The sequence below is a fragment of the Actinomycetota bacterium genome, from assembly GCA_030682655.1.
GTDB lineage: Bacteria > Actinomycetota > Coriobacteriia > Anaerosomatales > JAUXNU01 > JAUXNU01.
In genome coordinates, this window is the sequence record JAUXNU010000195.1 from 1 (window position 1) to 10,838 (window position 10,838).

At 64.6% G+C, this 10,838-nt stretch carries 15 protein-coding genes; 7 read left to right on the plus strand and 8 right to left on the minus strand.

Features of this window, described 5'->3' with window-relative positions; all coding sequences use genetic code 11:
• The coding region (locus Q8K99_12735) for an integrase (protein ID MDP2183421.1) at positions 1-308 on the plus strand (308 nt) is incomplete at its 5' end.
• A 68-nt stretch (positions 309-376) separates the two neighbouring features.
• On the opposite strand, the gene ppcA is transcribed toward Q8K99_12735, so the two are convergent.
• Positions 377-1,837: a phosphoenolpyruvate carboxylase gene (gene ppcA / locus Q8K99_12740; GenBank protein MDP2183422.1), complete on the minus strand. Its 1,461-nt coding sequence runs from the start codon at positions 1,835-1,837 to the stop codon at positions 377-379.
• A gap of 59 nt (positions 1,838-1,896) precedes the next feature.
• Positions 1,897-2,478 (minus strand): GrpB family protein, encoded by a 582-nt coding sequence (locus tag Q8K99_12745; protein MDP2183423.1) that lies wholly within the window; start codon positions 2,476-2,478, stop codon positions 1,897-1,899.
• A gap of 240 nt (positions 2,479-2,718) precedes the next feature.
• Between Q8K99_12745 and yedE the strand changes: the two genes are divergently transcribed.
• From yedE to Q8K99_12765, 4 genes are read left to right on the plus strand one after another with little or no spacing between them, the layout of a single operon-like run.
• On the plus strand, positions 2,719-3,978 hold the full coding sequence (yedE, locus tag Q8K99_12750) for a YedE family putative selenium transporter (protein MDP2183424.1): 1,260 nt from the start codon (positions 2,719-2,721) through the stop codon (positions 3,976-3,978).
• A gap of 14 nt (positions 3,979-3,992) precedes the next feature.
• Positions 3,993-4,202 carry a sulfurtransferase TusA family protein gene (locus tag Q8K99_12755; GenBank protein ID MDP2183425.1) on the plus strand — a complete coding sequence of 70 codons (210 nt, stop codon included), beginning with the start codon at positions 3,993-3,995 and terminating at the stop codon, positions 4,200-4,202.
• Complete coding sequence (locus tag Q8K99_12760; GenBank protein ID MDP2183426.1) at positions 4,199-4,750, plus strand: DUF3343 domain-containing protein; 552 nt, start codon at positions 4,199-4,201, stop codon at positions 4,748-4,750. The genes Q8K99_12755 and Q8K99_12760 overlap by 4 nt, the downstream gene beginning before the upstream one ends.
• Positions 4,747-5,775: an NAD(P)H-hydrate dehydratase gene (locus Q8K99_12765; protein MDP2183427.1), complete on the plus strand. Its 1,029-nt coding sequence runs from the start codon at positions 4,747-4,749 to the stop codon at positions 5,773-5,775. The genes Q8K99_12760 and Q8K99_12765 overlap by 4 nt, the downstream gene beginning before the upstream one ends.
• Before the next feature lie 42 nt (positions 5,776-5,817).
• Here the strand turns inward: Q8K99_12765 and Q8K99_12770 are convergent, their stop codons facing one another.
• From Q8K99_12770 to Q8K99_12795, 6 genes are all read right to left on the minus strand, one after another.
• On the minus strand, positions 5,818-6,021 hold the full coding sequence (locus Q8K99_12770) for a cold shock domain-containing protein (protein ID MDP2183428.1): 204 nt from the start codon (positions 6,019-6,021) through the stop codon (positions 5,818-5,820).
• Positions 6,022-6,242: 221 nt separating this feature from the next.
• A complete protein-coding gene (locus Q8K99_12775; GenBank protein ID MDP2183429.1) occupies positions 6,243-7,283 on the minus strand; it encodes a DUF933 domain-containing protein in 1,041 nt (346 codons plus the stop codon).
• A gap of 160 nt (positions 7,284-7,443) precedes the next feature.
• Positions 7,444-7,872, minus strand: coding sequence for a GNAT family N-acetyltransferase (locus Q8K99_12780; GenBank protein MDP2183430.1), 429 nt, complete (start codon positions 7,870-7,872; stop codon positions 7,444-7,446).
• 225 nt (positions 7,873-8,097) lie between these two features.
• Positions 8,098-8,571: a GNAT family N-acetyltransferase gene (locus tag Q8K99_12785; protein MDP2183431.1), complete on the minus strand. Its 474-nt coding sequence runs from the start codon at positions 8,569-8,571 to the stop codon at positions 8,098-8,100.
• A gap of 124 nt (positions 8,572-8,695) precedes the next feature.
• The gene (locus tag Q8K99_12790) at positions 8,696-9,094 is read right to left on the minus strand and encodes an alpha/beta hydrolase (protein MDP2183432.1); all 399 of its coding nucleotides are present in this window, start codon (positions 9,092-9,094) and stop codon (positions 8,696-8,698) included.
• Positions 9,095-9,199: 105 nt separating this feature from the next.
• Complete coding sequence (locus Q8K99_12795; protein ID MDP2183433.1) at positions 9,200-9,616, minus strand: alpha/beta hydrolase; 417 nt, start codon at positions 9,614-9,616, stop codon at positions 9,200-9,202.
• A gap of 436 nt (positions 9,617-10,052) precedes the next feature.
• Here Q8K99_12795 and Q8K99_12800 point away from each other — a divergent pair, with 436 nt between their 5' ends.
• The gene (locus Q8K99_12800) at positions 10,053-10,280 is read left to right on the plus strand and encodes an AbrB/MazE/SpoVT family DNA-binding domain-containing protein (GenBank protein MDP2183434.1); all 228 of its coding nucleotides are present in this window, start codon (positions 10,053-10,055) and stop codon (positions 10,278-10,280) included.
• A gap of 3 nt (positions 10,281-10,283) precedes the next feature.
• The gene (locus Q8K99_12805; protein ID MDP2183435.1) at positions 10,284-10,703 is read left to right on the plus strand and encodes a type II toxin-antitoxin system death-on-curing family toxin; all 420 of its coding nucleotides are present in this window, start codon (positions 10,284-10,286) and stop codon (positions 10,701-10,703) included.
• Positions 10,704-10,838: the final 135 nt, after the last annotated feature.

Consider the following 10,838-nt stretch of genomic DNA (forward strand, 5'->3'; position numbering starts at 1 on the left):
GTGCCAAGCTGATCTCGAAGACACGTGACGGGGCGAAGGTCACCAAGCGCTACGACGAGCCCAAGACGCCGTACGCTCGCGTGCTGGCCTCCGAACACGTCACCGAAGCGGCCAAGCGCAGGCTTACCCGACGCTACGACAAGCTCAACCCGGTAAAGCTCAAGCGAGAGATAGTCAGGCTGCAAAAGCGGCTCTACGAGCTCGTCTCACTGAAAGAATCGATCAGAAGAAGGGAGGTGCAGGCACCCGAGTTCGACGACATCTATGATGAGGCAACGAAGGTGACGTTCGACGACATTCTTACGTGAGGCAACGGGTGGGGTGCCGGGGGAGTGATCTCGTCACCCCCTTCACCGTGCCTACTTCTCGGAGCCGACTAGCCGAGGAACCGCCGGATGAGTGCCGCCCGCGACACGAGGTCACTCAGGTGTGAGGTCTCGCCCCGGTCCAGCGCATCGCGTATGCGGCGGACGACATCGAGGTGTTCCGTGTTCGGGGTGTAGCTGAAGCCTGCCCGGTTCAGCGAGGTGCGCAGAGAGTCGGTCATGAGCGGGCTGTCGAAGTCCGTGAAGCACAAGGCCTCGCCGATCTTGGCTTCGAAGGACGGGTATGTCTCGTGCACGAAGGCGAGGTCACTGTCGGTGAGCGAATCGAAGGCGATGAGCTCCGGCGGCAGACCGAGGTTGTACAGCGAGCAGGTGAACGAGATCGCCCGCGGAAGGGTCACCCCGCCCATTTCCCGCGCGTAGCCGAACAGGCCGATGTGCAGCTTGCGGGCGCGGCGAGGGGGCACGTACTTGGCCATGCGATTGATCTGGGGAGCCAGCTCTGTCACGCGCTGACGGTAGGCCTCGCTGTGACGCTCGATCACCGAGAGGGCTCGCTGCGTGTCCACCGGCACCGCACGACCGATGGTGCGGGCTCTGAGGTGGTTGCACGCCGCTCGAACCTGGTCGATCGGGTGATCGAACTTGAAGGCGGACTGGATGGTGAACGTCACGACGCTCGGGTACTCGTTGCCGACTCTCTCTGCGGTCGCCGGTGCCAGGCCGCCCCTGAACGGCGCAGACCCCATCCCGAGGATCGGGTGCAGCCTCACGCCAGAGCGGACCGAGAGTTCGTCAAGTCCCGCGAGCGCGATCTTGTTGGAGAGTGCGGCCGATACCAGGCCATAGTTCATGGCCGTGTCAGAGCGCGCCAGGAACACCCGCTGGTCGGTGACGGGTTTGTCCGCGAGGTACTCTTCCACGATGTTCGCGGCATTCAGCATCGAGGGCACGTCTTCGAAGAGCGGGATCACCTGGATGGTCGACGGGGCGAACTCGCCGATCCACTCCGCGATCGAGATGTCGTCGTCGCGGAAGTGGTTGTGCTGGCGTTCGATGATGTAGTCGGTGTAGTAGTGATAGATGCGATCGATGCACCGCGCCGAGGTCGTCATCGGCAAGATGACCTCGAATATCGGTGCGACATCGCGCCCGTAGAACAGCCGCGCGGCGTCGTAGGAGCGGGGGATGCTCTCGAGAGTCTCGAGAAGTACCTTGGCTTCGGTCCTCTCGACTGTTGGGTTGGGTACCCGCAGCGTCAGCCGAAGATCCTCGCCAAGGACATTCTTGCGGAAGTACTCCTCGTAAAACGACAGCAGCTTCTTGACGACGTAGGTGTCGATCTCCTTGCCCTCGACGTCCCACATCTGTTCGTCGCAACAAAGGTGCGAGTACGCGTAGAACGCTTCACGGATCTCGTCCTCGCCTGCCAGAACGGACGATGTGGCGAAGAAGGGCAGGGTGGCGTTGTCCGGGTGCTGAGTGCTCATGCAGCGGGGTATGTCGAGCATCTTGACTCCAAGTCGCCGGGTGATGGCGTCTATTGTCGCACTTCCGGTGCGAAGAGGAATCAGGGCCTGTCGTGGTGCCGTCTTGCCTGCTGCGTCACCGCAGCGATGAACGCGGTCTTCTCGCAGGTGTATCGGACCCTGTCGGTCGAGCACTCCTTGGCCAGGCGGAGCTTGAGCGCCTCGTATTCCCTCGCGGTGTCGGGGTGTTCGATGAGGTAGTCACGGAACAGCAAACGGTCCCAGTGCCGGGCGAACTCCGCTTCGACCATGTGGATGTGATGCGTGCGCACGCCGGTCGAGCGGTCGCGCTTGATGAACCACGCGTACCATGGCGGCCCGTCGTCGCCCTCCGTGGGGCGCCAGAAGTACTCGTAGCCCTGCGACACGAGGATGGGGACGACCTGCTTGCGGATAGCCGCGAGGTCGGTGACTTCCACCAGCATGTCCACGATCGGTTTCGCGGCCAGGCCCGGAACCGCAGTGCTGCCGAAGTGCTCGACGCGCACGATGAACTCCTCGGGCAGGCAGGACAGCAGGTGCTGCTTCTCGCGCTCGAAGAGCGTCGGCCACTCGGTATCGTACGGGACGATATCGATCGCCTCGGCGGTGACACGACGTATGCGTTCCTCCAGCGATTCCACCGGCGACCCTCGTCGTTCTGACGTGCGGCGGACCGTCGGCGAGTAGGGGCACCTGCCTGGTCTGCCGGCCGGACGCGCTCCTTCAGCCCAGAATACGCCGAACGACTCCGCCTCGACAGGATTCGCACTGCGGCGCCGCAAACGAGCCAAGGAGAGCGCCGGGCGGTGCGGTTGACATTCGACACGCGAATGGGCACCATAAACGCAGGTTATAGTTGGCGTTGAGTAGGGGGGTGCTTTGTGGCCAAGAGCCGAATCGTAGGTCCCACGGCCTGGATCTTGGGCGGGGCAGGCCTGTTCATCGGAGCTGCTGCGGCGTGGCTGGTGAGCCAGGGCAATCCGGGAAACATGGGCCTGTGCATCGCGTGCTTCCTGCGGGACATCATGGGCTTCTTCGTGGGCAGCATCACGGGTCAGGGTGCCGTCGCCTACATCCGGCCGGAGATTATCGGTATCATCCTTGGTGCGACGGGTGCGGCTGTGGCAACGAGGGAGTTTCGACCGCGCGGCGGAAGCGCGCCCGTACTGCGCTTCGTGCTTGGCTTCATCTTCATGCTTGCGGCGCTCGTCTTCCTGGGGTGCACCGTCCGCGCATGGCTGCGTCTCGGCGGGGGGGACCTGAACGCACTCTGGGGCATCCTTGGCATCGCGGCGGGGGTGGTGGCCGGAATCGCATTCCTGAAGCGCGGTTTCAACCTCGGCCGGGCGAAGAACCTTGCCAAACCGCTGGGCTGGATTCTACCGGTCCTTGCGGTGGCCCTTCTGGCCTTTGCACTGTTGGGTACGTACGGTCAGATACCCGAGTTCGCCACACAGACCAAGGAAGGCGCCTTTGCCACCGGCGACAAGCCGCCCGCGGTCTTCCTGAAGCACGACGGCGAGGTGGCGCAGGTCCTGAAGCCCGAAGGCGCTGCGGTTTCCGCCGACGGGTCGATTGTTGCGGCCGACGGTACGGTGGTGGCGAACGCCGAGTCTGTCGGGAGGGCGAAGCCGCAGCCGGGTGGCAAACGGGCACCGCTGTGGATATCGCTTGTGGCCGGTCTGGCTATCGGTGTTGTCGCGCAGCGTAGCCGCTTCTGCTCGATCGGCGGCATCCGTGATGCGATCCTCGTGCGGCGCTATGATCTGCTCTTCGGCGTTGCGGGGCTGCTTCTGGGCGCCACGGTCGTGAATCTGATGTTCGGTCAGTACAGTCTTGGCTTCGCGAACCAGCCCATTGCGCATACGGACGCTCTGGGCAACTTCGCCTCAATGGCCGTCGCTGCTTTCGCGGCCGTGTTGCTGGGGGGCTGCCCGTTCCGCCAGGTCATCATGGGCTCGGAGGGTGATGTTGACGGTGTTGCCGCAGTGGTCGGCATGTTCGTGGGTGCCGGCTTCGCCCACTGGGCGGGACTTGCGTCCTCGGGCAAAGGGCTTGCACCTCTGGCGTGGCCCGCGCTGGGCATGATGGCAGCGATTCTCGTCGCGGTGGCGCTACTGAGGCGCACCCGCGTCGCATAGGGGAGGTTCGGACGATGAACGAGCTCGACGTGCGGGGACTTTCGTGCCCCATGCCGATCATGCATACCAAGAAGGCGCTGGAGGACGACCCGTCCGAGATACTCGTGCATGCGGACTCCGGAACGGCCAAGGCCAACGTCATGGCCCTTCTCGCGGACTCCGGCTACGAGGTCAGTGTCGAGGAGTCGGCCGGGGAGTACCGCATCCGGGGGTCGCGCGCGTGAAGCTGTTCCGCCGCGCCGAGAAGATGGAGGGCCCGGGGGACGGTGACTTGCCCGGGCTGTTCCTCTTCGATGACGTCAACGAGGCGCTTGCAGCGGAGCGCGTGCTCAAGGAGGCGGCCTACTACGTCACGCTAGTCGCCCCACCGCAGCACCTTCGCGCAGGGTGCGACCTCGCGGTCACCGTGCCGCGAGTCGAGCAGGTAGGCGCGATGCGGGCGCTGGAGGACGCGAACGTCGTGGTGCGCGCCTGGGTCGATGACGCCGAGGGCACGATGGCCGTCTCGGATGTTGTCACGACCGTCGACTTCGGCGAGTGGCTCATGGTGCGTGCCGGCAACATGAAGATCGTCGTCGAGAAGGCGAGCGGTGTCATCGTCAACACGAGCGGCGGAGGTTGTCCCGACATCCCGTATCTGAATCTCGAGCTCGTGGGGGTCTCGCTGGACGATGCACCCAGACCGAAGGAGCTGGGCTACACGCTGTGCGGCCTGATGCTCGACAGGGCGTACGTCGAGGCGCGGGCGTTGCTAGAGGGAGGCGAGCGATGACTCTGCTCGTCGTCGCTACCTATCCGGTCTCGGCCGGTCCACTGCTTGAGGGTCTGATCACCGTGGAGTCCGATGGCGCTGTCTCGGTCGGCGGCGAGTGCATTCCGAGCGCCCAGGGTACCTCTGCAATGCTGGGCGCTGCCGGACAGGTGGCGTCGCACCTGGGGACCCCTGCACCCTACGCTCTCGTTGCAGGGGACATCGGGCGGGGCGACGGGACGCGTGAGGTGTACAGGCTCCTTCCGGAGGTTGCAGCGCGGATCAAGCCCAGCGTCATCGCGTTCCACTACCTGCAGCCGATCATGGCGCTCATGCGCGGTGCCGTTGCGGAACTGGCCGAAGTGGCGCCGTCGGCGACGCTTGTGGCGGACGCGGGCGGCATGTACGCGGCCAAGGCCGCCGGCGTTGCCTCGCGGTTCGAACTCATGACGCCCGATGTCGGGGAAGTCGGTTTCCTCGCCGACCCGGACGTCTCACACCCGGCGTATGTCTCGCAGTACCTGTTCGGCACGACGGACTTCGACCCGGTTGCGCTCGCTCGCCGGGCTCATGAGACTGGCGGGTCTTCGCGCGTTCTGCTCATCAAAGGAGTGCGTGACCATGTCGTGCTCGACGGCGAGGTCGTCGGCGTGGTGGACGAACCATGCGTGCCGGAGCTCGAGGCGATCGGCGGGACGGGTGACACGGTGACCGGGCTTGCATGCGGGTTCCTTGCGGCAGGGTTTCCTGCGGTCGACGCCGCCATGTGCGCGTGTCTTGCCAACCGTGAGGCCGGACGTGTCATGGGTGCAACGCCGGCCATGCGCGCGAGTGATCTTGTAGCCGTGCTCCCGCAGGTGTTGCGCGACAACCTGTGCCGGTGGGGTGGCACCTGCCTGTCGGTCGTGTCCCGGTATCCACACGACCACCTGCTGGAGCGATTGTCCGTTGCGGTCCCACAGACCGCCGCGAGTTCGCCGACGCCGAAACGAAGACAGAGGGGGATCGACGACAGCAAGAGGGGTGGAAAAGAAAGAACCGGGTGACCCCGAAGGGTCGCCCGGTTCACAAGCTCAGTTGTGCGCGCCCTAGAGAGCGGTCACTGCCGTGGCCTGCTGCTTGCCGTTCTGGCCGGTGGCTTCCGTGAAGGAGACGGCCTGACCCTCGTCGAGGGACTTGAAGCCCTCGGTCTGGATCTCGGAGAAGTGGACGAACAGGTCGTCGCCACCCTCGCGCTCGATGAAGCCATAACCCTTGTCAGCGTTGAACCACTTGACCTTACCTTCAGACATACTAACCTACCTTCTTGCCCCAACGGGGCAAAACAAAACGACGTGACAGCCGCCAGAAAGCGGTGTGTCACGTCGCGATCCCACGAGCCCCTATGGCTCGCCTGTTGGAAGTATAGCACGTTCTGCGCTCAGACGCAGAAGCCGGCCAAACGGAGGGTCCTGCCGAACGCTTGGCGCATCAGTGGTGGGTTGCCGCTAGAAGCCGTCCAGGCTCCACCCGTCTAGACGTTGAAGCGAACGTGCATGATGTCGCCGTCGGCGACCACGTACTCCTTGCCCTCTATCTGGAACAGACCCGCTTCCTTCATAGCCTGCTCGCTTCCGCGCTCGACGAAGACCTCGTACGGCATGACCTCGGCGCGGATGAAGCCGCGCTCGAGGTCGGAATGGATCTTTCCGGCGGCCTTGCGGGCAGGCGTACCGTGGGCGATCGTCCACGCGCGCACCTCGTCCTCGCCCACGGTGAAGAAGCTGATGAGGTCGAGAAGCCCGTAGGCGGTTCGTATGAAGCGCGCGAGCGCCGACTCGTTGAGGCTCAGGTCCTGAAGGAATGCTGCTTGATCGTCCGTATCGAGCGCGGCGATCTCCGCCTCTACGCTCGCCGAGAGCGCCAGGCCCGCAGCGCCGAGTTCGCCGATATGGGCTGCCATGTCGGTGGGCACCGGGTCTGCGGCCCGGTCCTCGTCGCGGTTCACGACGACCAGCAGCGGGCGGTCAGTCAGGAGCTGATAGCCCCTTAGGGTGTCGCGATCGAGTTCGTCGGCCGACAGTGTGCGCAGCGGTCGCGCATCCTCCAGAACGCCCCGCATCCGCTCGAAACGATCACGGTCGGCCGGCGGCAGGTTCTCCTTTCGAGCTCGCGTCAGCAGCCCCTCGACGATCTCGAGATCGGCCAGGATGCATTCGTCGGAGAAGGCATTCAGGTCTCGGAGGGGATCGGCGTTGCCCTCGACCGCCGGGTTCTCGAAGTCGCGCAGCACGAGCGCGAGCGCCTCCTGCTCGCGAATCGTCGCAAGTGCCCGTGTCGACAGGCCCTTGCGTTCCGCCCCGTGCTCGCCGGGCACATCACAGAAGGTCATCTCGGCGTAGGTCGTCTTCTTCGGGTTGAAGATCCCGGAGAGCCGGTCGATGCGCTCGTCGGGTACGCGTACGGTTCCGAGCCGCATCTCGCCGCCGTAGCCGATCGGCACGTCGAGTCCCGTCATCGTGTTGAAAACCGTGGTCTTGCCCGAGCCGGCGAAGCCGACGAGTCCGATCTTCATCGCAACCTCACATGTCCGCGCGAAGAGCCCATTCGCCTGCCCCGCTCGAATCGGGACACTCCGCGTCTCGTCAAACGCCCAGCGCTTCAGCTGCGGGCCGAGCGCCTCATTTCGTAGCCTACACCTTGCCCCATCAGCTGGACGCTTGCCATACACCATCTCACAGCCTCTTCTTGAACCCCTTCCACCGTCCAGCGAAACCCGCTGACTCGTACAGGCCCACCGCATCGTCGCGACACGCCTCTGTCAGCGCGATCATCTGCTTGCAGGAACAGCCACGCGCGAAGCGCTCGAGTTCGCCGAGGAGAGCCGAGGCCACCCCGCTGCGACGATGGCGCGGATCGACGACGAGGTCCTCGATCACGAGGTACGAGTCGGAGCCCCCATAGAGGCCGTGACAGATCACGCCAGTCGCGGTACCGACGCACTCGCCGTCGATCCGAGCAGACAACAAGACGTGGTCGGGGTCGCTGTCGAGACGACTGAGGGTCTCTGCCATCACATCGGTGTTGGAGACCTCGCCCCAGAAGTGCGCGTGGAGCCTCCCGATGGCATCTAGGTCGGACACCTGGACTCGCCCGATTTCCACGTACAGACTCCTCCCGTGCTTGTCTGGTCACTGTGAGATGGCCGGCCCGATCCGCGGAGGGAACCGACCGTGAATGAGCTTACACACATCGGACTCGATGTGCACAAGGTCGTCATCGAGGACCGCCAGGGCCCCCTTGTCGCTGCGATACCTCTCGGGATGTAGCCGGCGATGGTGCCAACGTGCGTGCGCATGACCCGCGACGATTCGGTGTCGATGCACGGGCTAGGACTTGCCTTGGCCCAGGGACTTCTCTGCTGCCCAGTAGTCGAGGCGCTCTCCTTCGCCGACATCGATTGAGCGGCTCTCGAATACCTTGTAGCCGCGGTTCTCGTAGAAGTCTCTGGATGGCAACGAGACGCTCAACCGCGTCGATGGATGCCCGCCCGCCCGAGCGATGTCCTCTAGCCGGTCCATCACCTGCCCACCAATGCCGCGATTCTGGAACTCCGGATGAACGAAGACCCCGGTGATCTCCTCTTCGACGATGGCACCCGTCGCCATCACAACCCCATCCTCCTCGGCGACGAGAATGTTGCCCGCAGCGTGCCGTTCCAGAATCCTGTCGAGAGAATGGAACTCCCGGAAGAACCGGACGGCTCGAGGCGGATAGACGCCCGAGTAGCAGGAATCGATGGTGCGGTGGATCACCTGCTGCACAGGCGCGAGGTCAGCTGCCTCGAACGGACGAAACCTCACGCGCGATGAATCATCCAAGGCGCAATCCTAGTCAACGTGATGCGCATCAGCTGCACGCCGATGCCCTGCGGCAAGTCTAGCGCTCTTGCGCGTCAGCTGGATGCGCTGGTTCGGTGAGTCTCAGCTACGCGTCCAGGAACCGCACCACCTGCCGCCCAACCTCTTCCGGGTGCACGGCCACGAGCCCATGACCAGCGCCGGGGAACACCACGGTCTCGATCTGGGGCGCCACGGCCTTGAGTCGCGATACGGCGGCCTGGACCGAGTACATCCTCTCGTCCTCGCCGGCGAAGTACAGGACCGGCACCTTGATGCCACGGAGTTCGGAGTCGTCGAACTTTCGCGGCCCCATGATGCGGCCGACTTCGGAAGTGTCGAAGCACTGAAGACCCAGCACGGAGTCGTCGACATACTGCTCGAACGCATCGCTGTCCGACTGCGCGAAGTCGGGCATGAGCCACCGCATGAGTGCGCGAACCGTGCGCTGTGATGGCGCCATCGTTGTCGACATGGAGAGAGGCATGCCGCTGATGGCCCCCAGGGAGCGGATGAGGACCACGCCGCCGGGCGATAGCCATACAACCTTCCCGAGGCGGTGCGGCGCATGGAGCGTGTACTCGGCAGCGAGTCAGCCTCCACGCGACAAACCCATCAGGTTGTTACGTTCGGCGAGGTCGAGCGCGTCGAACAGCCCGTCCAGCCATTCCATGAAGTCCGCAGTGCGCTTGATGGACCGGGAACTCACGCTGCGTCCGAAGTCGACGATGTTGTCCATTGCGTACGTGCGATAGCGCTCGGAGAGCACCCTGATCAGGGCCGGGGGCCACATCAGCGAATGGGCCCACGCACCGGGCAGCAGGACCAGCGGCGGCCCTTCGTCCGGCCCGCTGATCCGCACGAGCGTCTGACCGTGGTCCGTGCCGACCATCCTCGTCTCCGAAGCGACCGGCCATGACTCCGCCTGCGCATCATAGCGGGCCAGGTATCGAACGCGGGCTTCGGCAGAACGGAAAGGATGGAACTCGCGCAACTTGGCAGCCGACATGGCCTCTCCCCCCAACTAGACCTGCCCCACGCCCCCCGGCGCGGGTGCGGCACTCCGTGCGATCCTACCGAACGTCTGTGCGCTTGACCTGCAAGATGAGGCCCGCCTCGTCTTTGGGAGAGCGTAGCTCTCTGGCCGAATCTTGTCAGGTCGAAGCGCTTGTTCGCCGGATTGCTTGCACGGACGCGGTCTCCTCGCCGCGTAGTACGATGATCCTGCAAAGCATGAAGCGGACCGGGATTTCCCGACAGGCTCCTAGTCGCGTTCAACTCGTATGCGAGCCTAGCGAACGTGCTACGGCATGAGCCGCGCCCAACGACTGTCATGGTAGCCGATGAAGTGCGAAGTCGGCTCGATGCCGTGGTTAGCGGAGCGTCACGGTAGCACTTCTGTGCTACACTCGAGATGCCCGACCGTTCCATCAGTTGGAGGATACATGACCCGCGGACTGAAGCTGCGCCGTGCCGGCGGATCCATCGCCGCTACGCTGCCCAAGGACATGGCCGAGCGGCTCCACCTCGCCGCAGGCGACACGGTGCTCGCCGTCGAGACCGATCGCGGCATCCTGCTCACGCCCTACGACCCCGAGACCGAAGAGGCGCTCGCCATCGCGTCCAAGGTGGCGGGCACATACCGCAACGCCTTGCGAGAACTGGCGAAGTAGCCCGTGGCACCGAAAGCGCGCGAGCCGCGCTGGGTCAGTCGGCTCGTCGCCGACGCGGTACATTTCGACCTACTGGCCACCCACGGAGGCATGCCTGGGTTCCGCGACGAGGACGCGCTGGAATCCGCGCTGGCCCGACCGCGCCAGAGGCACTCATACGAAGCGGGAAGCGACATCGGCACGCTGGCTGCGGCCTACGGGTTCGGGATCGCGCGCAACCACCCGTTCAACGACGGCAACAAGCGCGTGGCCTTCATAGTGATGGCGGTGTTCGCGGGACTGAACGGGTTCGACGTCGAGGCGCCCGAGGCCGAGGTCGTCACCTTCATGCTGGATCTGGCCGCAGGGTCACTGACCGAGGAGCAGCTCGCAGAATGGCTCCGCTCGCGACTCGTCGCGAGTCCGGACGGGACGTCCGGCTAGTCACCATGAGATGGCCGGCCCGAATCCGCGTATAACGTGGATCATCCGCGGGAACACGCCCGCGGTGCCGACACACGGAGGGACCGGCCATGCAACAGCTTACCCATATCGGGCTGGACGTGCACAAGGAGACCA

What these genes read in the sequence shown, in the direction of transcription:
- Q8K99_12800 (MDP2183434.1), top strand. Translation starts at nt 10,053, where the DNA reads ATGACCCGCGGACTGAAGCTGCGCCGTGCCGGCGGATCCATCGCCGCT.
- Q8K99_12775 (MDP2183429.1), bottom strand. Translation starts at nt 7,283, where the DNA reads ATGAAGATCGGACTCGTCGGCTTCGCCGGCTCGGGCAAGACCACGGTT.
- ppcA (MDP2183422.1), bottom strand. Translation starts at nt 1,837, where the DNA reads ATGCTCGACATACCCCGCTGCATGAGCACTCAGCACCCGGACAACGCC.
- Q8K99_12765 (MDP2183427.1), top strand. Translation starts at nt 4,747, where the DNA reads ATGACTCTGCTCGTCGTCGCTACCTATCCGGTCTCGGCCGGTCCACTG.
- Q8K99_12770 (MDP2183428.1), bottom strand. Translation starts at nt 6,021, where the DNA reads ATGTCTGAAGGTAAGGTCAAGTGGTTCAACGCTGACAAGGGTTATGGC.
- Q8K99_12790 (MDP2183432.1), bottom strand. Translation starts at nt 9,094, where the DNA reads ATGCCTCTCTCCATGTCGACAACGATGGCGCCATCACAGCGCACGGTT.
- Q8K99_12755 (MDP2183425.1), top strand. Translation starts at nt 3,993, where the DNA reads ATGAACGAGCTCGACGTGCGGGGACTTTCGTGCCCCATGCCGATCATG.
- Q8K99_12795 (MDP2183433.1), bottom strand. Translation starts at nt 9,616, where the DNA reads ATGTCGGCTGCCAAGTTGCGCGAGTTCCATCCTTTCCGTTCTGCCGAA.